Origin of the sequence: Buttiauxella gaviniae, assembly GCF_040786275.1 — a bacterium.
GTDB lineage: Bacteria > Pseudomonadota > Gammaproteobacteria > Enterobacterales > Enterobacteriaceae > Buttiauxella > Buttiauxella gaviniae_A.
In genome coordinates this window covers 1-19,120 of sequence record NZ_JBFMVT010000001.1, presented here as the reverse complement: position 1 = coordinate 19,120, position 19,120 = coordinate 1, and the positions used below count along the sequence as shown (strand labels likewise).

The following is a 19,120-nucleotide window of genomic DNA, read 5'->3' as shown; positions in this document are numbered from 1 at the left end:
GGCTTCGCTAGGGTCTGATGGCAACGGCCAGGTCAACCCCTGCTGCGGGCCGATGGCCCACGCCTTCACCACGCCGGCGATAAAGCCACCGTCGCTCTGAGGGGCAACGACGATTCGCCGTCGCTCAGCGTCGTTGCAGTTGTGTCCTGCTCATCCTTCCCGGTGCTTCTCCCGTTAAGTCCCTTTCGCCGGGGCTGAAGTCAACACAGTCGGTTTCGTCAGTCCAGGGTGAAATGCACGCCGCAGGCGGCGCCCTGGACAGCCAACCCCGCCGGTGTTTCCGACGCCCTTGCGGCGAAGGAACTCAACGGGAGATGTGGATCACCTGACGATAAACAGAGCCGGTCACAACGAAACGTCAACACCGCGGCTCCGGAATCTAACAGAAGATATGGGCTGAAAAGAAAGAAGGAAGGTTTTATGTGTGCTTCAGAACCAGAAACAGGGCGTCTTCCTGATGGGGTATTTACCCGCAAACAGGCGCAGGACGTGGCGGCGCGGTATCACAATGTGGCGATTGAAGACGATCAGGGGACGCATTTTCGCCTTGTGGTGCGGGAAAGTACCGGACCGCTCATCTGGCGTAACTGGAATTTTGAGGCTGACGGTGGCGCGATGCTGAATCGCTATATCGAACGTTATGGTGTGAAAAAGCAGTAAGAAGGTGCCCTGTCGGAGCGCTAACTCCGCAGGGCCAGACAATCATCAAACCTGAGAGGTATTAACTATGTCAGTAACCGAGTCTAAAGCAAAAAGCACCCGAAAAGCCAGCGCGACCCGCGCGGATAAAGCGGGGGCAGTGGCCCTGAAAGCGGCCCTTGAAGCCGTGCAGATTGAATATCTTCCCCTGTCAGCCCTGGTCCGTTCCCCGCTGAATGTGCGCACCATCCCCTATGCGGCAGACAGTATCCGTGAACTGGCTGACTCCATTGCGGCGGTCGGACTGTTGCAGAACCTGGTGGTTCACGCACTCGATGACGGACATTTCGGTGTCGCCGCCGGGGGCCGCCGACTGACCGCGATGCTGCATCTTGCCGACATCGGCACGTTTTCACCCGACCAGCCTGTCGCCGTGAAGCGTGTTCCTGATGATCTGGCAGTCGTCGCCTCAATGACCGAGAACGGACAGCGTCGGGATATGCACCCGGCAGAGCAAATCGTCGGCTTCCGTACCCTGGCTGCTGAGGGAAAAACACCCGCGCAGATTGGTGATTTACTGGGCTATGGCCCCCGTCATGTGCAGCGCATGTTAAAGCTCGCTGACCTTGCCCCCGTCATTCTTGAAGCGCTGGCCAGCGACGAACTGACCACCGAACACTGCCATGCCCTGGCGCTCGAGAGTGACCCGGCCCGTCAGGTGCAGGTGCTCGAGGCTGCCCGTCAGAAAGGCTGGAACAATAAGCCCGAGGTCCGCGATATCCGCAGCCTGATCACCGAGAGCGAAGTCACCACAGACTGCGCAAAATTCCGCTTCGTCGGGGAAGCCGCATTCCGCGACGGCGAAATACGCCGCGACCTGTTCAGTGCTGATGACGGGGGTTTTGTGGACGCCGTGCTGCTCGATACCCGTGTACTGGAAAAACTGACACAGGCCGCCGAAGACCTGAAAACCACCGAAGGCTGGTCATGGTGTCTCGCGCGTATGGAGTCTGTGCGTTATCACGGTGAGGATGCGCAGGTGTACGTGTTGCAGGATGAACCCAACCCGGTATACAGCGAAGAAGAGGAAGAACGACTGGCCTCACTTCAGGACCAGTATGAAGCGTTTGAATCTGAGTGTGATGAGTCCGCAGCGCTTGAACTGGAAATTGCGGCGATGGAAAGTGCCGGGACAGACCGGGCCTGGACACAGGAGATGAAAGACGCCACGGGCGTGGTGGTGTCCTGGTCTTACGGTGCCATGACCGTGCAGCGCGGCGTCCTGCTGCGCGATAACAGCGAAGAGGCAGAGAAAACCCCGTCTCAGGTGCATACGTATACCCGTCAGCCCGATCCTGCCGATGCTGTCAGTCTGCCGCTGGTCACGAAAATGTCCTCCGAGCGTACCCTGGCAGTGCAGGCGGCCCTGATGCAGCAGCCGCAAAAAGCCGTCGCCATGCTGGTCTGGTCGTTGTGTCAGAAAGTCTTTGTGGTCTGCTCCACGCAGAGCCATCCCCTGCAAATCAGCCTGACCTGCTCGCACTATTCTCTGTGTGATAACGCACCGTCCGGTAAGACGGGTGTCGCCTGGCGGGCGCTGATGGCGGAAAAAAACCGTCTGGAAGCGCTGCTGCCGGAAGGCTGGCAGAAAGATTTCACCACCTTCTTTACCCTGGACGGCGCTGTGCTGACGTCCCTGATGGCGCTGTGTACCGCATTCAGTGTGAACGGTGTCCAGACCCGTGAGCACGGTTTCACCTCCCGCAGTCCGCTTAACGACCTGGAAACTGAGCTGAACTTCCACCTGCGCGACTGGTGGCAACCGCAAACAGTGACATTCTTTGGTCAACTTTCCAAAGCGCAGATAGTTGACGCGCTCATGGACGCAGGACTCACGGGGGCGGCGCGAAACGCGGAGAAGATGAAGAAAGGGGATGCGGCTGAATACGCCGAAAGCCAGATGAGCGGCAACCGCTGGGTGCCCACCTGGTTGTCAGCGCCCATTGCCGCACCGGCTCAGACGGATACCGATTCGCATAACCCGGCAGAAGCCGCCTGATAACGCTGTGCCGCCCTGCGGGGCGGCAATAAGGAGTGAAGACCATGTTCAGCCGCAATATTGATGATTTGAAAACCATGCTGCCCTGTGAATACGAAGAATGGCGTGAGCGTGGCGATGACTTCAGGCGCACCCTGACACACGCCATCATGCGTCACCTCGAGACTCCCGAACACTGGCAGGTTAACGCTGAGTACCGGACCGAGTTCGGCGGGCTGTTTCCGGTGCAGTGTCGTTTTACACCCCCTGACGGACAGTGGCACCTGTGTGTCTGTAGTCCTGGGGAAATCAGTCCTGCCTGGTCGGTGGTGCTGCTTTCGTCCTGCGGTCAGTGCGTGAGACTGCTCATGACAACCCCGGTGTTTGAACCGCACGATTTCAATGTGCTGCTGCAACAGACGGCGGCGCTGGCACGGATGCGCTGTTCGGCGACCAGTGTCGCGGCAATGCTGACACAGGAGGAGGCGTTATGATCCCGGCTCATCTTGCACTGATCCCGTTGCATGAAGGCCGACGCGCAGCACTGCGTGCGGTAGGGGAGGTGGAGCATCGCCTTTCGCAGGGGAAACGCCTGCCTGAACATGCCTGGGCACATGCCTTTTTCCGACACCTCACCGGCAGCAAACGTATCGGGCTGAAGGAAATAAACTATTTCGCCGCCACGCTCACTGAGCGGGAGTTGCGTGGACGTAAGGCCAACTGGATAAGTGCCATCGATACGCTGATCGAGAGCCGGGGAACCTGCTGTTATCTGCCCTTATCGGTCAGTGCGGCATACGAACTGTTCCCGGAAACCCGCTTTAAGGAGGATGAGCGGTTCCGTCAGAAACTGGACCTCCGGGAGCAGAAATATACCCGCCAGCGCAGCAAAGCCCGGATAAGCGAACAGCAGGCGTATCAGTCCAGGGTCGGGCAGGCCGAAATTGACCTGGCATTCCAGACCCCGGAAACGGTGCGCAGCTGGTTCTCGCGCTGGCGGCAAACGGATATCAGCGAAAATGTGCTCGATGACATGTTCTTTCGCTGGAGTGAGCGTTTCCCGTCGCTGGTAACCCTTGAGCGGTGGCAGTGGGACAACCAGCCGCACTGGGCGTTGATGTATGAGGTTCAGGCGCTGGCGAAAGAAGCCTCCCCGGCAGTCAGGGCGCATGAACGCTGGATGGTCCCGAACAAACTGGTACACCGGGAGGGGCGGGTATGAAACGCTATACGGTCATTCTGGGTGACCATTGCGGGTATGCTGATTACCGGGTCATTGCACAGAACCGGACGGGGGCAGTGGATCTGGCGATGAACCAGCACTATGAACTGGACACCCCCCAGGAACGCGCACAACGCGTATCCAGCCGTTCACACCAGGCAAAAGCCCTTTTCGTTTATGCAGGCTGGCCTGCGCGTGCATCGCAGTAAGACGACCTGGCAATGCGTGGGAACATTAAGTAAATGGGGCCAAATGCCGATAACATAGTCGGACAGATTTTAAGAGGAAAGAGACAATGGCAGACAACATCAGGGATTTTGCAGTGTTCATGTTAGCGATAGCGGGTATGTGTCTGCTGGGAGTGGCAGCGAGATATTTTTTGCTGCCCTATTCTCCCGCACTGGGTACCCTGGCAGGGATTTTAGTCCCGATAACATTGTATTTGCTGTTCAGAATATGGAAGCGTCGTCGCTGACAGCATGGGGGATGACGTATGGGCAGGAAAGTCGGGGAACGGCAGGTGAACCCGGGATTAAATTTGCTCACAAATTCAGCATGTTATTCCTGGGCAGGAAGTGTGCCGCTGCGGTATAATGACCATGGCGCTTGAGGCTTTTTGCCTCACCGTCGGCTTGTTGTGAGGCAGAAAAAATTAAGCCCCTAAGTTAATTTTCATTAACCCTGCACTGCACCCATTTAGTTGGACTCTCAAACTGGAGAGTCCTATGCCCGGACGTAAATATACCCTCGAAGAACGCCTTGAAGTCGTTATGCACTATCTTGCCAGCGATGAAGGCTATCGCTTAACTTCAGCCCGTTTCAACGTTCCCAGAACCCAGGTGAGAATCTGGGTTGCAGCCTATGATGCTTATGGTGAAGAGGGACTAAAACCCAGAGATAAGGGTGTATCCATCGATCCTGAAATCAGAATTGAAGCTGTGAAAGCGGTGCTATCTGGTCAGATATCTCAGACACAGGCCGCGACTAAATTCAATGTTGCAGGTGCATCATCTGTCGCCAAATGGTTAAAAGTGTACAAAGAGCAGGGTGAAGAAGGGCTTCGCTCACTCAAGGTAGGCACAAAAAGGGTATCTTACATGGCTGAACACCCTGAACTTATTGAAGCCGCAGAGGAACGATCAAAAGAGCAGCGAATTCATGAACTGGAAAGGAAGGTCAAACGTCTTGAATTACGGATAATTTATCTTCAAAAGCTGAAAGCCTTAGTTCGGTAAGAGATAAGGTTCGTGTTGTTGACGAACTAAGGCAGCATTACCCGCTTGATCAGCTGCTGAGTACCGCCCGGATACCCAGGAGCACGTTTTACTATCATCTTAAAGCACTACGCTCTCCGGGAAAATATGATGAAATAAATCGTCGAATCAGCGAGATATATGATGAAAACCAGGGCCGCTATGGCTATCGACGGGTAACGCTGGCGATCAGAAGAGAGGGCTGGCTGATCAACCACAAAGTGGTTCAACGCCTGATGAATGCTCTTGATCTTAAAGCCGTTATCAAAGTAAAGCGCTATACCTCCTGGCGTGGCGAACGTGGGTGTGCTGCTGACAACCTCCTGCAACGAAACTTCAAAGCCAGTCGGCCCAACGAAAAATGGGTCACAGATGTCACCGAGTTCGCCGTCAACGGCCGCAAACTCTATCTTTCTCCGATCATCGATCTCTTCAATAACGAAGTCATTTCCTACAGTATCTCAGAACGCCCGACAATGCCGATGATTGACGACATGTTGATTAAGGCATTTGCCAGAATGGACGCAAACAGCAAACCAGTACTTCATTCAGATCAGGGCTGGCAGTACCGCCATCGGTGGTATCAGTATCAGTTGCGGGAGTTTGGGGTTCTGCAAAGCATGTCCCGCAAAGGAAACTGTCTGGACAATGCCTGCGCTGAGTGTTTTTTCGGGACGTTAAAATCAGAATGCTTCTACACCCGTAAATTCAACGATGTTGAGGAGCTGAAGGTTGTTCTTGAGGATTACATTCGTTACTACAACACGCGGCGAATCAGCCTTAAATTTAACGGCCTCAGCCCGGTTGAATACCGCCTGAAGACCTACCCGTTGCGGCTTTAGCCACGTTATCCTGATTTCACCTGGACGGTCTGATGTTGACAAGGGCGTTACGCGGCCTGACGGCCCTCAGCTGTATTGATACCAGCCCTGTTGTTCCGGGGCGTTTCTGATGTTCCGGACACGGCCAGGCTGAAATGAACAGCATTCAAAATGAGCAAAAAGTGCTTTTCGTAAAAAATTTACAAATCTTTTTTGCAGGAAAACATGCCTCTAATTCGCAACAGGAAGCCCGGAGAGCGATTCTTCGTTACGCATAAGGCCAATTGTGTTTCAACAGTAAAAACTGTTTCTGAGGCCTTTGGTTGCGAATAGTGGGCTATTAACGCGTATTCCCGTAACGCTGAAAAGTCATGAATAGCTATGAATAGCAGTGACCTTGCAGGTAAACGTCAGGTTTATTACTATTCAGGCATCGATACTGACCGGAACCACTCAACACTGGTATGTTGATGGGGTATTGATGTCGGAGAGTAATCTCCCCCAGCCTAAGAGCGGGATATCCAAAGACACAGACCGGAACCCAACAAGAGTGGATAACATCGATGATCTACTCTGGTGAAAAGGCGCTGATATCAGCGCCTTTTTGCTTTTCTGGACGTGTAAACCGTCTGTCCATTCAGTCGCAGATGTGCGACATATGCAAATTTCATGGGCCTACTCTTTGGTATGGAGTGTCGTCCCCACTGATTGACTTCATAAGCTGATACAACATAAAGCTTTAAGCCGTTCGGGTGGCCGTTGTCCTTACGCAAGTCAAAGAAGATCGCATAGTCATTAACCTCCATATAATGATACATCTCATTGTTTCCCTTATTGATATGGGGAACAACGTAGGAGGTCAGCAGATTTGTTGAAAGCATCTGCGGCAGGTTAAGGCTGGCAGCATATCTGTCAGCACAGAAAAATCGATCCGGTGGAATTTCCGGTCCGTTTCCTTTCTGGTCAGAAAAGACATGATTGCTGTAGTTGATTGTTATCTGTACGGGGTCAGGGATATTGGCGATTTCTGCCATAAACGTCAAAGGCGCGAGGTGCTTCATACAGTAGCTTTTTCCATTAAAGGAAAGATTTTTATGTGCGCCTTTCACTGTTATCCCTTACGAATCCAATGGCGCGGGAATTATATCACAACCCCATGCGGGGCAGATGCGCCCGAGATGTAAAAGATATGATAGGGTACGAGCATGGCCGGCCTCACTGGCTGTTATCCTGAAGAGGCCAACCATGGTTACTATGTTCCCCTGTCAGATTTTGGCCTGATTTACCCGTGCGGACAGTGCCTGATGACTTTCCTTACGTTCGCTGTATCGGTCAGCCAGATAATTAGTCTGCCCTTTCAGGAGCAGGGTGATCTTAAATAATTCCTCGGTGACGTCGACGATACGGTCATACCAGGAAGAGGGTTTCATACGTCCGTTCTCATCGAATTCCTGCCACGCTTTGGCCACTGAGGACTGGTTGGGGATAGTGAACATACGCATCCAGCGCCCCAGAATGCGCATCTGGTTCACGGCATTGAAGGACTGCGAACCGCCGCAAACCTGCATTACCGCAAGCGTTTTACCCTGTGAAGGACGAACTACGCCTTCACTTAAGGGTATCCAGTCGATTTGTGCCTTCATAACCGCGCTCATTGCCCCATGCCGCTCCGGTGAACTCCACACCATCCCGTCACACCATCTGACCAGGCTGCGTAGTTCGGTGACCTTAGGGTGCGTGTCCGGTGCATCATCCGGCAGAGGTAAACCGGAAGGGTTAAAGAGCTTTACCTCCGCGCCCATCGCCGTCAGCAGGCGACCGGCTTCTTCCGCGGCAAAGCGGCTGTAAGAGCGTTCCCTTACTGAGCCATACAGGATCAGAATCCGTGGTGGCTCCTGCAGGTGCAGGCGTTCAGCGATGTGTTGATCAAAGCATTCGGTGTTCAGGGCAGGAAATTGTTCCATTTTTCTCCTCCATAGAGAACAGATGATTTCAAAGTTAATATATATGATTTACCATATGTGTATTCTAAAGGGAATGGAGTGATAAATGCTACAACCTGTCCAGCTTTTCAAAATCCTGTCGGATGAGACACGGCTCGCCATCGTCATGCTTCTCCGGGAGTCCGGTGAACTGTGCGTCTGCGATATCTGCGCGGCCACCTCCGAATCACAGCCCAAAATTTCGCGACATATGGCTATTCTTCGCGAGGCTGAGCTGGTTCTTGACCATCGGGAAGGCAAATGGATCCACTATCGTCTGTCACCCCATATACCGGCGTGGGCAGCAGAGACAATCACGACGACCTGGCAGTGTCTGCGCGAGGATGTACGTGAATGGCTGGACAAATCAGCCTGCACCTCCTGCTGAAGCAGGAAAACATATTTACAAAATCATATATGATGGGGTCTGAGATGCTTTTGGCAGGGTGTATATTTTTACTGACGCTGGTACTGGTGATCTGGCAACCCAGAGGCCTGAGTATTGGCTGGAGCGCGAGTATCGGGGCAGTGCTGGCGCTGGGAACCGGTGTCATCCATATCGCTGATATTCCCGTTGTCTGGAATATCGTCTGGAACGCGACAGCGGCATTTATTGCGGTCATCATCATCAGCCTGCTGCTCGATGAGTCCGGCTTCTTTGAATGGGCCGCACTGCACGTCTCCCGCTGGGGTAACGGACGTGGTCACCTGCTTTTCACCTGGATAGTCTTGCTCGGTGCCGCTGTTGCTGCGTTGTTTGCCAATGACGGCACCGCGCTGATCCTGACGCCGATTGTGATTGCGATGCTGCTCGCACTGGGGTTCAGCCAGGGCACGACACTGGCCTTTGTCATGGCTGCAGGGTTTATTGCAGATACGGCCAGCCTGCCGCTCATTGTTTCTAACCTGGTGAATATCGTCTCTGCGGACTTCTTCGGTCTGGGCTTTACGCAGTACGCCTCCGTTATGATCCCCGTGGATGCGGCAGCGATTGCGGTCACGCTGATCATGCTGCATCTCTTCTTCCGCAGGGATATTCCGGCAACGTATGACGTTTCGCTGCTGAAGACGCCTGCAAGTGCGATCAAGGATCCGGCAACCTTCAGGGCGGGCTGGATTGTCCTGTTATTGCTGCTTGTCGGTTTCTTTGTTCTGGAGCCGCTGGGGATCCCGGTCAGTGCGATAGCGGCGGCTGGCGCAGCAGTGCTGTTTGTGGTGGCGAAAAGAGGCCATGCCATCAACACCGGGAAAGTCCTGCGCGGTGCGCCATGGCAGATCGTCATTTTCTCGCTGGGCATGTACCTCGTGGTCTATGGCCTGCGCAATGCAGGGCTCACGGAGTACCTGTCTGGCGTGCTGAATCTGCTGGCAGACAAGGGGTTATGGGCAGCGACGTTCGGCACCGGCTTCCTGACGGCATTTCTCTCATCAGTGATGAACAATATGCCGACGGTGCTGATTGGCGCGCTGTCGATTGACGGGAGTACGGCGACCGGCGTCGTCAAAGAGGCAATGATTTATGCCAATGTGATTGGCTGCGATTTAGGCCCGAAAATCACCCCGATTGGCAGTCTGGCAACCCTGCTGTGGCTGCATGTGCTTGCCCAGAAAAATATAAAGATTACCTGGGGATATTACTTCCGTACCGGCATTGTCATGACTGTGCCGGTGCTGTTTGTCACTCTGGCCGCGCTGGCGTGGCGGCTCTCTGTCACTTTGTAATGAGATACTGATATGAGCAACATTACCATCTATCACAACCCGGCCTGTGGCACATCACGCAACACGCTGGAGATGATCCGTAACAGCGGCAACGAACCGACGATAATTTATTATCTCGATACGCCCCCGACCCGCGATGAGCTTATTAAACTTATTTCAGATATGGGAATTACGGTACGTGCATTGCTGCGTAAGAATGTTGAGCCTTATGAGCAACTGGAACTTGCAGAAGACAGGTTTACCGATGAGCAATTGATAGAATTAATGCTGCAATATCCAATTCTTATCAACCGGCCAATTGTTGTCACACCTGCAGGAACCCGCCTGTGCAGACCTTCAGAGGTGGTACTGGAAATTATTCCGGAACCTCAGCAAAGTGCATTCACGAAAGAAGATGGCGAAAAGGTTATTGATGAAGCAGGGAAGCGGGTGAAGTAATAAGCAACGAAATGGATAATTCGATTGCGGGACACGTTATTTAGCTTTAACAGGAAACAAAAAAGAGCCCATGTATACCATGGACTCTTTCTGAGATGCCTCGATTATTCAGTCCAACTTTTGGGGGTCAGTACACCCAGAGGCTCAATCCTATGTCTCGACAACATCAGGATAGCTTCTTACCGCGCTCTGCGCAAGGAGAAGAAGGCTATGAAACTGCCGCGAAATACCGTTGTCTGGTGCGTATTAATAGTGTGCCTCACACTGCTGATATTCACCTACCTCACCCGAAAATCGCTCTGCGAAATTCGTTTAAAGGACGGACAACGGGAGGTCGCTGCCGTACTTGCCTACGAATCCAGTAAGTAGCAACCCGGAGGTGGGGAGCAATCCCCACCTTTACAGGGATGATGTTGTTCTGGCTATTGCCACAAGCGCCTTCAGAAGGGCTGTCAGTTAACCATACTGGCAGCCCTTTCTCCTTCTGAGTGCGACCGCAAAACCAACAGAAGGTGTACCCCTGCGGGGTACGGAGCAGGAGGGATGCGCCTGCGGCGCACCCGCTTTCTCCCTTCGCCTCTTTTCCTGATGTTTCCGATTTTTCCCCTGACACATACCTTGCTGAGGGCTGCTGATGCTCTGGCTCCGGCACTTTTGCTTATGCCGGGTAACCGTTTTTTACTACTGCTACCAGAGTGCCATTACCCCAAAAAATAACCCCGTCAGGGCAATGGCCCCCTTCGGCTCTCCGTCCGTTCCGGCCGGGTCGTCAGCCCCACTCCGACGGGCAGCTGCACGGCAGCGGCCAGTCTCCGCCGAATCCCTTACGGGTTTCGGGCTTCGCTAGGGTCTGATGGCAACGGCAAGGTCAACCCCAGCTGCGGGCCGTTGGCCCACGCCTTCACCGCGCCGGTGAACCGTCGCTTTAATGTCGCCACGCCGTTCCGTCGTGTCGGGTGTGTTCATGCTGTTTGTGTGCCCGGTGGGGTATCTCACGGCCGCGTCCTCACGCGGAGGGCTTTTCGTAGCACCGTCTCCGGCCAGAAAACAAGGGTGAAATGCACTCGCTGTGCTCGCCCTTGTTTTCCGTCCAGCGCCGTCGCTCCTTTGCCCTTCGCCGCGAGAGAACTCACCGAGAGATGACATAACCACCAGAGGAGTAAACCAGCATGAACACACACAACGTCAAGACCGCCGCTCCTGAATCTTCCGAAAGATGGGGGAAAAACATTGTGCGGGTTCTCGATGAAGCTCACTGCAACGTGGCCTGCGCTGAAGAGGCAAACGCACATTATGGCGAACGGTTTACCCGACTGGATGCCTGCGTATCTTTCATTCGTGGCGCGGTGGCTGCGCTGTTTCGTCAGTCATGAACCGGAAGGAAAAAATGATGACCAGTAAAAACTCACTCCTGCGCACTGACGGTTTTATCACCAATATCGATTCCTGCCATCCGCATGACGTGATCCGGGCGGATGTGGTACTGGCGCGGCTGGAGAAACAGGCGGGTCGGCGCTGCGGTCAGTTCTACGAGATTTATCAGTCCCACCTGCTGGGAAATGCACTGGACTACCTGGCACAGTTGCCACTGAAAGACCGCCCTGTGTTTATCGGTGCGGCGGCAAAACGGGGTTACATGCTGACACTGGCAGAAGAACAACGCGCTCAGGTGGATTACAACATCCTGATGTCCCAACTGGCTGCGGAAGACTGATTTATTACCCGGTGGCGGCGTGAGGCTGCCACCGCTTAACCTGAAAGGAGAAGCAACCATGTCACAGAATCTGAACTGCACCCCCCAGGACACCGCCCCACAGAATGCCGTTCCGATGGCGTTTGTGCGCACCACCACCGCCGATATCTGGTGCCACGCGCAGTGGCTGGGCGGCGAATGGGTCACAGAATGGGGCCAGAAAACCCTGGGCGCGTTGCAGGAAAACTACCCCGATATGGCCGTGATGAGTGTGGCCGAACTTATCGACCTGCAAAATGAAAAGTACCGTACTCCGGTGTTGGAAATCACCGGGGAACGTTACATCGATCAGCTTGAAGTATTACCGCCGATGGACTGGTGCCGGACGAATAAAGGGGAGTCGTTCAAATCCATGGAGATGTACGCCGGGGATGTCACCAGCATTTTTGTCCGAACCGAAGGGCGTTTTTTTGAGTTCCGCGACGTCTGCACCCTGTCACATGCACAGGTGCTGGCGCGGGTAGAAACAGAAGTTTTGACCGGGAGTGCGTCATTTTCCGGGCATTAAAAAAGCAGGCTTACGCCTGCTTTCTCGTGCCGGTTTCTCCGTCGAAAGTCAAACCGGCTATCAAAACCCACATGGAGATGAAACCATGACATTTGACCCACAAATAGTTGCACAGGCTAACCAGTTTGTAAATGCCTTACGCAGCGGAAAACCTGCTCATGTTCCGGTGCTCAAGCTGGAGCACTGGCAGCAGTTCATGACCACCGTTAACGCAGGATATGGTGACGGTTCCGGTAACGGCAACACGCCAAGTGTTTACCCGGCACTGGGCCTGGCCTGATCTGAAACACGCCGCTCCTGACGGGGCGGCTTTCAGGAGGCAAGGGGTCAGGCTCCTGAAAACAGACCGACCTGAAGGCTGCACCTGTTCTGAAGCGCCGTTAAAAACTCGCGCACCAGCGGTGCGAACGGCAGGAGAAGGGCAGCGCTGACGCGCTGCTCTCTCCCGTTCCCAGCGTTGTCTTTCCGGGTATGGGTCATATATCCGTTTTTACCTTCCTGATGTTTTCCCGATTGTGACGGTTCTCATGGTGGCCGTATCTGATGGTTATTCTCTTCCATCATAACCCCGTCAGGGCAATGGCCCCCTTCGGCTCTCCGTCCGTTCCGGCCGGGTCGTCAGCCCCACTCCGACGGGCAGCTGCACGGCAGCGGCCAGTCTCCGCCGAATCCCTTGCGGGTTTCGGGCTTTCGCTAGGGTCTGATGGCAACGGCAAGGTCAACCCCTGCTGCGGGCCGTTGGCCCACGCCTTCACCGCGCCGGTGAACCGTCGCTTTAAAGCCGCCACGCCGTTCCGTCGTGTCGGGTGTATGCATTCTGTCTGCTGCTCTGGTGAGCCATCACCCCGGCCAGCTCTCACGCGGAGGGCTTTTCGTAGCACCGTCTCCGGCCAGAAAACAAGGGTGAAATGCACTCGCGGTGCTCGCCCTTGTTTTCCGTCCAGCGCCGTCGCTCCTTTGCCCTTTGCCGCGAGAGAACTCACCGAGAGATGGATTAACCACCAGAAGAGGATAAGACCAGAATGCATACACAAAACGTCAAGACCGCCGCTCCTGAATCTTCCGAAAGATGCGGGGAAAAATTCACCATGCCTCACCTGACCGACCTGTTTTTGTACGTGATGGTCAACAGCGAGGGGCAGAAACAACCGGGTATTTTTGTCCCGACACCGGAAGGCGATCTGCATATTGCTGTTCGTGAGGACGGCGGCGAAACGGTGATCGTCTGGACGCAAAATGGCTGGCCACTGGCGGCAGCGATACCCGAAAGCGGATATCTGGCCGTGCTAACCGGCATAGCGAAATAAACCTCAGATTTAATAACGGCAGGGAAAACCTGCCATTAAACGACTTGAAAGGAGAAATAAAATGACCACACTGGCCTCCCGTTTTCGCGCTGCAAACGTTATTCGTCGTGACCGTGCATTAACGAATGATGAACTTGAAAAATATGTTCCGAGTGTATTTAGCGGTGATAAACATAATTCCCGTTCCGAGCGCTACACCTATATTCCTACTATTACCCTGCTTAATAAACTGCGTGAAGAAGGCTTTGAGCCGTTCTTTGCCTGTCAGACGCGTGTGCGTAATATTGATAAGCAGGAACATACTAAACATATGTTACGTCTGCGCCGTCGTGACACAATTACCGGAACTGAAGTCCCGGAAATTATTTTACTTAACAGCCATGATGGCTCGTCAAGTTATCAGATGATCCCGGGAATGTTCAGATTTGTATGCATGAATGGCATGGTGTGCGGAGATACATTCGGAGAAATTCGTGTGCCGCATAAAGGGGATATTGTTGGTCAGGTTATCGAGGGCGCATTTGAAGTCCTGAAAACATTTGACGACATTGGCGATAATATGGCGGAGATGAAAACGATTAATCTTAATCCCGCCGAACAACGCCTGTTTGCCGCCGCCGCCCTGGACTATAAATACGGCGAAGAACGCCAGCCCGTTACCGCCACCCAGATTCTGGAACCGCGCCGTTTTGAAGATCGCAAAAGTGATATCTGGACCACTTTTAACCGGGTGCAGGAAAATCTAATTAAGGGGCGTTTGCCCGGTATTACCGCTCAGGGAAAACGGACCCGAACAAGACCCGTGACCGGAATTGATGGTGATGTGAAATTAAATCGAGCACTCTGGAAATTGGCGGAAGAGATGGCGAAAATCAAAGACTGAAAAATAACACCCCGGTTAGCCGGGGTTTTTTATATCATTAATTTGGTGTTTGCATGCTGGCCTTATTACCCGGCACTGTACTGTATTCCCCCACTGTACCAGGCTGCTCTGTCAGTGATTTTCTCGCCAACAAAATTCTGTAAATACTCTTTATCTCATCGGCATATTTTTTGCGCTGTGCAATCAGTTTCTGCGACGGACCTGTATTATATATTCCGACACTGTCCCAGTTACGTCCATATGACCTGAAGTTGTGCGCCAGTACCCAGGCACCGCTGTAGACACAAATACATGGATCACTCAGTAACCTTTTTCTGTCAATATTAAAACTGTTCAGTTTTGAATAATGTGAACTGTTCACCTGCATCCCGCAGACATCTTCTGTTTTATTCCGGTTGTCTTTATTGACGGCATCAGCTCTGAGGTGGCTCTCTTTAATGGATATAGCCATGAGCAACAATGGATCGATCCTGAAGTCATGCCCGGCCTGATCGAAACACATTTGTGGAGCAGCAGCACAGGATAATGCAAGAGGAAGCAGTAGCAATGGTAATTTATTCATTATCAGGATACCCACGGGAAAGGTGTTAAATCAGACGACAGACCAGGCAAATAAAAAATACCCGCCGCCATCGTTTTTATCAAGATAATTCACTACAGACGCGCGTGAGCGCTCCTGTTTAGCGGAGAACCCGCACGCCAGAATATATCATGTAAGAACAATCTCACTTATTACCAGCCGCTCTTTGCTAACCATTTAAAACACCACACCCCACGCAAGACTTCGTCTTGCAGATATTTACTTATAAATCAGGTGGATACATCTAAAAAAAAGGAGCAAACTTTATGTTTGGAGGTGTTTTATCGCACATACCGACACTATCACATCATAGGATTAGAATACCTGTTGGTGTCGACATGTATTACATGTATCGTACAATTGTAGATGTGTAAGAACATCATTGTATTAAATATCGTACAGTGTCACACTGTGAGACATATTGGTGTACAAACCTACTACTGTATAACCAGTGAGGTCACTGACTCAGGACGTTGATGACACTGTATCCTGCGGTATCACCAGTTTTAAAAATAATTAAGTTAGTGTCGGTTCCGACACCATCTCAGTAAGGTCATTAATATGGGAAGAGTAGGGATTTACCTTAAAGATAAAATAGAGCGAGAGGTCCGTGATATCGTTCAACAGGATTTACAGAACGGCGCGAACCCCGGGGAAGCAAACATCTCAGCAACGTGCAATGAACTAATACGTCTAGGATTATTAGTTTATAAAAGAGATAGTGATGATGGCCATCAATTCGATCTGGAAGGATATCAAAGAGACCTTATACGAAAAGCCGCCGGCTCACGAGAGGGCACAGTACTTATTGCAACATTACTCGCAGAGATGTACTTGAAAATGACAGGAAAAGATGGCGAGGCTAAACTGGAAGATACCCTTGATATGCTGTTAAACAGCATAAATACAGCAGAAGACGAAGCGGAATCCCGACACTTCGTTAATAATGAAGGGTAACACCGAAGGGCCGGAAGGATACCGGCCACAATAAATCAGGATGGGTTGGATTTATCCCATGGAAACGCCTCTTTTTCAGCCGCTGCTATTTTCTCTTTTAAAAACACCTCAAACTCCATACACAGTACTTTCAGTGCCTGACCATCCTCATTCTGGTCAAGTATCCGCTCAGTAAAATAACCCAACGTGTTCATTAACCTTGTCAGCATTTCGTCATTCAGACTGCGCTTGTGAACTCTCGCCATTATTCGTATTTCTTCTGCGAGATTGTCAGGAATGCGCATGCTGTAACCGGTCGTTTTCCCCGGAAGCAATACTCGCTCGCCTTCACGCCACATCCACAGCCGCTCTTCAGGTGATTCAGTTTTATTTTCTGTATCACCCTGACATTTCTCACTATCGAGTAATTCACCCAGCCATAACTCAAATTTCACCGCCAGCGATATCAGGCGTTCGCCCTCCGCAGTTTTAATGACTGGCTTCTCTGAATGGTAATTAAGTGACAATAACAACCTTGCGATAATTTCATCATTAACGCTTCTTTTCCCTGCCCGGGCACATATTCGTAATTCCATAAGCAAATTATCCGGCGCTCGCAGCCGCCACTCCACAGCTTCGCCAGGACGGAACTTTCGAGGTCGCCCACGACCTTCCCACATTTTCTCTTTAACTTTCATAGGTGTAGATCTCACTAGCAACACAACAACAACCTTGATTGCAAAGCCTACGCACAACCATATTCAGATAAATCCGAATTATTTACATTTATGTGACATTGTTCACAGTTTTTTTTTTTTAGGGTCATGGGACAATATCGCGTGAGTAAACAAACACTTACTCACATCAACTTTGTTTACATCCGGAGAAACAAGCATGTTCACTCAAGGTAATGCCCTTAATGTCGAAAAGGGATGGGCGGTAGCGTCTTTATTTCGAAAGGCTCGTGAAAATCGCCAGTTAAAAAAATTCATCAAAAACGGAGGGTTGGTTTTAATTTCACTTATGGTCGCTCACCCGGTACTCGCCTCTGGTACTGACCTGCTCGCCTCTCAACAAGCAACAGTGAGCTCCACGTTCGGTTCTGGTTCGTCAATTGTGAAGTGGTTTTATATTGCCGAAATTATTATTGCCTTATTCACCTATATTAAAGTCCGCTCTCCCCTCGTTTTCCTCGGTCTGGTTATTTGTATTATCTTCACCCGCATTGCCTTTGCTATTGCGAGCTGATGATGAATGGGGAAGAAGATAAATATTACTTCCCGGAAACTCTCAATCAGCAGGACCGCTATTTTGGTTTGCCCCTCGATGAACTCCTTATTGTCGCGCCGTTGGTTATTCTCGGCGTGCTCAATAATATGTCTACGGAACTTTCCATCATAGCGGGCCTGTTGTGGGCATTAGTCAGATACCTGAAAAAAGGGCAGGGGTCCTTCTGGTTACTTAATTTCTGTTACTGGCATCTCCCTTCGCTCTTATTCAAAATTTCCTTCCGACAGATACCTGATTCAAGTTTCCGACACTGGAGGGCGTAATTCCCATGAAAATGAAAATAAAAGGCGAACGCGATAAACAACTCAGTTATGCGTTTATTGGTCTTGCCTCATTATTAGTTCTCAGTGGCATGGGGAATGTGCTGACAGGTTCACTGGCATGGCATTTCGCCACCACCCAGAAAACGGTCACCACGCCTATGACTTATAACCAACCCTTTACCTCTGACGCTGTCGGCGCTGATGCTTCCGGCATGACCATGTTCGCCTCTTCATTTATATACTGGCGGCTGAATGTGAGTCCGGAAAATATCGACAATAACCAGAATATGCTGCTCGGTTTTGTCCCTTCCACCGAACGGGATGCACTGAAGAAAGCACTGGATATTGAAGCTGAACGCATCAAGAAAGGGGGCATCACCACCCGCTTTGATACGAAGGATATTCGTGTCATGTCCGATGGCTCCGTGGAGTTCAGCGGCACACTGAAATCCGCCACCACCAATGGTGCTATCACCACGCCCCTGAAGGACCAGGCAAAAACCTACCGTCTTAAAATCAGCTACAAGAACGGCATTGTTCATCTTCATTCGTTCGAGGAGCTTCAGCAGAACCCCCCAACCAACTGACAGGACTGCCCATGAAACTTCGTATTTCACCGGCAGCTGCTGCTGTGTTACTGGCATCGGGAATCTTCACCAGCGGCCTTCGGGCCGCTACCGCCCCCGCCGCCATCCCGTTTGAGAACGACGCCGCCTTTAATGTCACTCTCAGCAATAACAACCCCAGCAAGGTTGTTATCGACGGGGAACTGATTACCAGCATCAGCGGGCCATCCGGAGCCTATGACCAGAGCACAACGGAAGACGGCGCACTCATTTTGTCGCCGCTTGTTGCGCAGAACTTCACGCTGTTTATACAGACTGACCACGGCTCATCGCTGAGCCTGAATGTCAGACCACAGGCCGGTAACGGCAAGACCCTGCGCTTTACCCCCATGTCACCACCATTGCGTAAGAACGACGACGCGAAGGCATGGGAAGAAGGGCAGACCTATGAAAAAACACTGGTTGCCCTGTCCCGCGCCGTGGTGAACGGTCAGGTGCCTGACGACTATGTGGAGTATCCCGTCAGCCGCATGACGGCGTACACGCCAGCCACATCCGTCCGTCTGACACCCGAGCGCCAGTTTGTGGGCAACCACCTGCGGGTTGTCCGTTTCCGCATGAACAATCCCGGCAGTATTACCCAGAGCCTGCGTGAGCGTGACTTCTGGCGTAAAGGGGTCCGGGCCGTCATGCTCTCGCAAAACCAGCTTTATGCCGGTGGTGAAGGGGTATGCCTGGATTGTGTTTTCAGATGATGGAGTACCGCGCTCATGAGTCTGAACGAAAACCTGAAAACCCGCCGCACCCAGCTTGCTGTTCTGTCATCCGTTATCGTTATCGGGGCCGCTACCGCCGGCGGCGTCGTATGGTACGGCAGCCACCAGGAACAGCAGAGAAATCCCGCGACAGCCGCCGCACA

Annotated in this window: 25 protein-coding genes and 3 pseudogenes; 22 read left to right on the top strand and 6 right to left on the bottom strand. The window is 52.2% G+C overall.

Translation table 11 applies throughout. The features are described 5' to 3' along the window. Positions 1 to 420: 420 nt before the first annotated feature. The 6 genes from AB1E22_RS00140 to AB1E22_RS00115 all read left to right on the top strand — a co-directional run bounded on the left by AB1E22_RS00140 (position 421) and on the right by AB1E22_RS00115 (position 5,994). Entirely contained in the window at positions 421 to 660 is a 240-nt protein-coding gene (locus AB1E22_RS00140) for a DUF905 domain-containing protein (RefSeq protein WP_367593525.1), read from the top strand. A 67-nt stretch (positions 661 to 727) separates the two neighbouring features. Then, positions 728 to 2,698 carry a ParB/RepB/Spo0J family partition protein gene (locus AB1E22_RS00135; protein ID WP_367593524.1) on the top strand — a complete coding sequence of 657 codons (1,971 nt, stop codon included), beginning with the start codon at positions 728 to 730 and terminating at the stop codon, positions 2,696 to 2,698. 44 nt (positions 2,699 to 2,742) lie between these two features. After that, positions 2,743 to 3,171, top strand: coding sequence for a conjugation system SOS inhibitor PsiB (gene psiB, locus AB1E22_RS00130; protein ID WP_367593523.1), 429 nt, complete (start codon positions 2,743 to 2,745; stop codon positions 3,169 to 3,171). After that, complete coding sequence (locus AB1E22_RS00125) at positions 3,168 to 3,899, top strand: plasmid SOS inhibition protein A (protein WP_367593522.1); 732 nt, start codon at positions 3,168 to 3,170, stop codon at positions 3,897 to 3,899. Before psiB ends, AB1E22_RS00125 begins: the two co-directional genes overlap by 4 nt. After that, the gene (locus AB1E22_RS00120) at positions 3,896 to 4,108 is read left to right on the top strand and encodes a hypothetical protein (protein WP_367593521.1); all 213 of its coding nucleotides are present in this window, start codon (positions 3,896 to 3,898) and stop codon (positions 4,106 to 4,108) included. The genes AB1E22_RS00125 and AB1E22_RS00120 overlap by 4 nt, the downstream gene beginning before the upstream one ends. A 516-nt stretch (positions 4,109 to 4,624) precedes the next feature. Beyond that, positions 4,625 to 5,994, top strand: a protein-coding gene (locus AB1E22_RS00115) for an IS3 family transposase (protein ID WP_367593520.1) whose coding sequence is annotated in 2 segments (ribosomal slippage) — positions 4,625 to 5,108 and positions 5,108 to 5,994 — 1,371 coding nt in all. Because the reading frame shifts where the segments join, the coding sequence is not laid out codon by codon here. Between the two features lie 572 nt (positions 5,995 to 6,566). On the opposite strand, the gene AB1E22_RS00110 is transcribed toward AB1E22_RS00115, so the two are convergent. Beyond that, the gene (locus AB1E22_RS00110; RefSeq protein WP_032664851.1) at positions 6,567 to 7,082 is read right to left on the bottom strand and encodes a hypothetical protein; all 516 of its coding nucleotides are present in this window, start codon (positions 7,080 to 7,082) and stop codon (positions 6,567 to 6,569) included. A gap of 156 nt (positions 7,083 to 7,238) precedes the next feature. Beyond that, on the bottom strand, positions 7,239 to 7,937 hold the full coding sequence (arsH, locus tag AB1E22_RS00105; RefSeq protein WP_367593519.1) for an arsenical resistance protein ArsH: 699 nt from the start codon (positions 7,935 to 7,937) through the stop codon (positions 7,239 to 7,241). Between the two features lie 85 nt (positions 7,938 to 8,022). On the opposite strand from arsH, the gene AB1E22_RS00100 reads away from it, so the two are divergent. From AB1E22_RS00100 to AB1E22_RS00080, 5 genes and pseudogenes are all read left to right on the top strand, one after another. Then, positions 8,023 to 8,343: a transcriptional regulator gene (locus AB1E22_RS00100; RefSeq protein ID WP_367593518.1), complete on the top strand. Its 321-nt coding sequence runs from the start codon at positions 8,023 to 8,025 to the stop codon at positions 8,341 to 8,343. A 44-nt stretch (positions 8,344 to 8,387) separates the two neighbouring features. Next, positions 8,388 to 9,677, top strand: coding sequence for an arsenic transporter (locus tag AB1E22_RS00095; protein ID WP_367593517.1), 1,290 nt, complete (start codon positions 8,388 to 8,390; stop codon positions 9,675 to 9,677). A 12-nt stretch (positions 9,678 to 9,689) separates the two neighbouring features. Beyond that, on the top strand, positions 9,690 to 10,115 hold the full coding sequence (arsC, locus tag AB1E22_RS00090) for a glutaredoxin-dependent arsenate reductase (protein ID WP_367593516.1): 426 nt from the start codon (positions 9,690 to 9,692) through the stop codon (positions 10,113 to 10,115). Positions 10,116 to 10,210: 95 nt separating this feature from the next. Next, positions 10,211 to 10,417, top strand: a pseudogene (locus AB1E22_RS00085) (DUF5431 family protein); the annotation flags it as partial. Continuing rightward, positions 10,365 to 10,484 carry a type I toxin-antitoxin system Hok family toxin gene (locus AB1E22_RS00080; RefSeq protein WP_225760212.1) on the top strand — a complete coding sequence of 40 codons (120 nt, stop codon included), beginning with the start codon at positions 10,365 to 10,367 and terminating at the stop codon, positions 10,482 to 10,484. The pseudogene AB1E22_RS00085 and the gene AB1E22_RS00080, both read left to right, overlap by 53 nt. Positions 10,485 to 10,958: 474 nt before the next feature. Here AB1E22_RS00080 and AB1E22_RS00075 read toward each other — a convergent pair whose 3' ends face one another. Next, positions 10,959 to 11,081, bottom strand: coding sequence for a hypothetical protein (locus AB1E22_RS00075; protein WP_281630611.1), 123 nt, complete (start codon positions 11,079 to 11,081; stop codon positions 10,959 to 10,961). 203 nt (positions 11,082 to 11,284) lie between these two features. Here AB1E22_RS00075 and AB1E22_RS00070 point away from each other — a divergent pair, with 203 nt between their 5' ends. From AB1E22_RS00070 to AB1E22_RS00055, 4 genes and pseudogenes are all read left to right on the top strand, one after another. Continuing rightward, on the top strand, positions 11,285 to 11,488 hold the full coding sequence (locus tag AB1E22_RS00070; protein ID WP_367593515.1) for a hypothetical protein: 204 nt from the start codon (positions 11,285 to 11,287) through the stop codon (positions 11,486 to 11,488). A gap of 14 nt (positions 11,489 to 11,502) precedes the next feature. After that, the gene (locus tag AB1E22_RS00065) at positions 11,503 to 11,829 is read left to right on the top strand and encodes a hypothetical protein (RefSeq protein WP_437178359.1); all 327 of its coding nucleotides are present in this window, start codon (positions 11,503 to 11,505) and stop codon (positions 11,827 to 11,829) included. Between the two features lie 58 nt (positions 11,830 to 11,887). Further along, a complete protein-coding gene (locus AB1E22_RS00060) occupies positions 11,888 to 12,376 on the top strand; it encodes a hypothetical protein (RefSeq protein ID WP_367593513.1) in 489 nt (162 codons plus the stop codon). 85 nt (positions 12,377 to 12,461) lie between these two features. Beyond that, positions 12,462 to 12,599: pseudogene (locus AB1E22_RS00055) on the top strand (succinate dehydrogenase flavoprotein subunit); the annotation flags it as partial. 470 nt (positions 12,600 to 13,069) lie between these two features. On the opposite strand, the gene AB1E22_RS00050 reads toward AB1E22_RS00055, so the two are convergent. Further along, positions 13,070 to 13,192: a hypothetical protein gene (locus AB1E22_RS00050; protein WP_367593512.1), complete on the bottom strand. Its 123-nt coding sequence runs from the start codon at positions 13,190 to 13,192 to the stop codon at positions 13,070 to 13,072. A gap of 206 nt (positions 13,193 to 13,398) precedes the next feature. Here AB1E22_RS00050 and AB1E22_RS00045 point away from each other — a divergent pair, with 206 nt between their 5' ends. Together AB1E22_RS00045 and AB1E22_RS00040 are read left to right on the top strand one after the other, a co-directional pair. Further along, complete coding sequence (locus AB1E22_RS00045; protein ID WP_367593511.1) at positions 13,399 to 13,683, top strand: hypothetical protein; 285 nt, start codon at positions 13,399 to 13,401, stop codon at positions 13,681 to 13,683. Positions 13,684 to 13,744: 61 nt separating this feature from the next. Then, positions 13,745 to 14,566, top strand: coding sequence for a DUF932 domain-containing protein (locus tag AB1E22_RS00040; RefSeq protein WP_367593510.1), 822 nt, complete (start codon positions 13,745 to 13,747; stop codon positions 14,564 to 14,566). A gap of 37 nt (positions 14,567 to 14,603) precedes the next feature. Here the strand turns inward: AB1E22_RS00040 and AB1E22_RS00035 are convergent, their stop codons facing one another. After that, complete coding sequence (locus AB1E22_RS00035) at positions 14,604 to 15,128, bottom strand: lytic transglycosylase domain-containing protein (RefSeq protein ID WP_367593509.1); 525 nt, start codon at positions 15,126 to 15,128, stop codon at positions 14,604 to 14,606. A gap of 579 nt (positions 15,129 to 15,707) precedes the next feature. Between AB1E22_RS00035 and AB1E22_RS00030 the strand changes: the two genes are divergently transcribed. Next, positions 15,708 to 16,103 (top strand): relaxosome protein TraM, encoded by a 396-nt coding sequence (locus AB1E22_RS00030; RefSeq protein WP_367593508.1) that lies wholly within the window; start codon positions 15,708 to 15,710, stop codon positions 16,101 to 16,103. A 35-nt stretch (positions 16,104 to 16,138) separates the two neighbouring features. Here the strand turns inward: AB1E22_RS00030 and AB1E22_RS00025 are convergent, their stop codons facing one another. Then, a complete protein-coding gene (locus tag AB1E22_RS00025) occupies positions 16,139 to 16,780 on the bottom strand; it encodes an Arc family DNA-binding protein (protein ID WP_367593507.1) in 642 nt (213 codons plus the stop codon). A gap of 196 nt (positions 16,781 to 16,976) precedes the next feature. Here AB1E22_RS00025 and AB1E22_RS00020 point away from each other — a divergent pair, with 196 nt between their 5' ends. The 4 genes and pseudogenes from AB1E22_RS00020 to traK all read left to right on the top strand — a co-directional run bounded on the left by AB1E22_RS00020 (position 16,977) and on the right by traK (position 18,975). After that, entirely contained in the window at positions 16,977 to 17,330 is a 354-nt protein-coding gene (locus tag AB1E22_RS00020; RefSeq protein ID WP_367593506.1) for a type IV conjugative transfer system pilin TraA, read from the top strand. Positions 17,331 to 17,332: 2 nt separating this feature from the next. Further along, a complete protein-coding gene (gene traL / locus AB1E22_RS00015; RefSeq protein WP_367593505.1) occupies positions 17,333 to 17,635 on the top strand; it encodes a type IV conjugative transfer system protein TraL in 303 nt (100 codons plus the stop codon). A 5-nt stretch (positions 17,636 to 17,640) separates the two neighbouring features. Then, a complete protein-coding gene (locus AB1E22_RS00010; protein ID WP_367593504.1) occupies positions 17,641 to 18,222 on the top strand; it encodes a TraE/TraK family type IV conjugative transfer system protein in 582 nt (193 codons plus the stop codon). Positions 18,223 to 18,233: 11 nt separating this feature from the next. Continuing rightward, a pseudogene (traK, locus tag AB1E22_RS00005) lies at positions 18,234 to 18,975 on the top strand (type-F conjugative transfer system secretin TraK). Positions 18,976 to 19,120 lie beyond the last annotated feature (145 nt).

Coding starts and splice junctions, on each gene's coding strand:
- AB1E22_RS00135 (WP_367593524.1), top strand. CDS start 728: ATGTCAGTAACCGAGTCTAAAGCAAAAAGCACCCGAAAAGCCAGCGCG.
- AB1E22_RS00040 (WP_367593510.1), top strand. CDS start 13,745: ATGACCACACTGGCCTCCCGTTTTCGCGCTGCAAACGTTATTCGTCGT.
- AB1E22_RS00060 (WP_367593513.1), top strand. CDS start 11,888: ATGTCACAGAATCTGAACTGCACCCCCCAGGACACCGCCCCACAGAAT.
- AB1E22_RS00050 (WP_367593512.1), bottom strand. CDS start 13,192: ATGCATACACCCGACACGACGGAACGGCGTGGCGGCTTTAAAGCGACG.
- AB1E22_RS00120 (WP_367593521.1), top strand. CDS start 3,896: ATGAAACGCTATACGGTCATTCTGGGTGACCATTGCGGGTATGCTGAT.
- arsH (WP_367593519.1), bottom strand. CDS start 7,937: ATGGAACAATTTCCTGCCCTGAACACCGAATGCTTTGATCAACACATC.
- traL (WP_367593505.1), top strand. CDS start 17,333: ATGAATGGGGAAGAAGATAAATATTACTTCCCGGAAACTCTCAATCAG.
- AB1E22_RS00095 (WP_367593517.1), top strand. CDS start 8,388: ATGCTTTTGGCAGGGTGTATATTTTTACTGACGCTGGTACTGGTGATC.
- AB1E22_RS00025 (WP_367593507.1), bottom strand. CDS start 16,780: ATGAAAGTTAAAGAGAAAATGTGGGAAGGTCGTGGGCGACCTCGAAAG.
- psiB (WP_367593523.1), top strand. CDS start 2,743: ATGTTCAGCCGCAATATTGATGATTTGAAAACCATGCTGCCCTGTGAA.
- AB1E22_RS00020 (WP_367593506.1), top strand. CDS start 16,977: ATGTTCACTCAAGGTAATGCCCTTAATGTCGAAAAGGGATGGGCGGTA.
- AB1E22_RS00100 (WP_367593518.1), top strand. CDS start 8,023: ATGCTACAACCTGTCCAGCTTTTCAAAATCCTGTCGGATGAGACACGG.
- AB1E22_RS00045 (WP_367593511.1), top strand. CDS start 13,399: ATGCATACACAAAACGTCAAGACCGCCGCTCCTGAATCTTCCGAAAGA.
- AB1E22_RS00030 (WP_367593508.1), top strand. CDS start 15,708: ATGGGAAGAGTAGGGATTTACCTTAAAGATAAAATAGAGCGAGAGGTC.
- AB1E22_RS00125 (WP_367593522.1), top strand. CDS start 3,168: ATGATCCCGGCTCATCTTGCACTGATCCCGTTGCATGAAGGCCGACGC.
- AB1E22_RS00035 (WP_367593509.1), bottom strand. CDS start 15,128: ATGAATAAATTACCATTGCTACTGCTTCCTCTTGCATTATCCTGTGCT.
- AB1E22_RS00010 (WP_367593504.1), top strand. CDS start 17,641: ATGAAAATGAAAATAAAAGGCGAACGCGATAAACAACTCAGTTATGCG.
- AB1E22_RS00070 (WP_367593515.1), top strand. CDS start 11,285: ATGAACACACACAACGTCAAGACCGCCGCTCCTGAATCTTCCGAAAGA.
- arsC (WP_367593516.1), top strand. CDS start 9,690: ATGAGCAACATTACCATCTATCACAACCCGGCCTGTGGCACATCACGC.
- AB1E22_RS00075 (WP_281630611.1), bottom strand. CDS start 11,081: ATGAACACACCCGACACGACGGAACGGCGTGGCGACATTAAAGCGACG.
- AB1E22_RS00065 (WP_437178359.1), top strand. CDS start 11,503: ATGATGACCAGTAAAAACTCACTCCTGCGCACTGACGGTTTTATCACC.
- AB1E22_RS00140 (WP_367593525.1), top strand. CDS start 421: ATGTGTGCTTCAGAACCAGAAACAGGGCGTCTTCCTGATGGGGTATTT.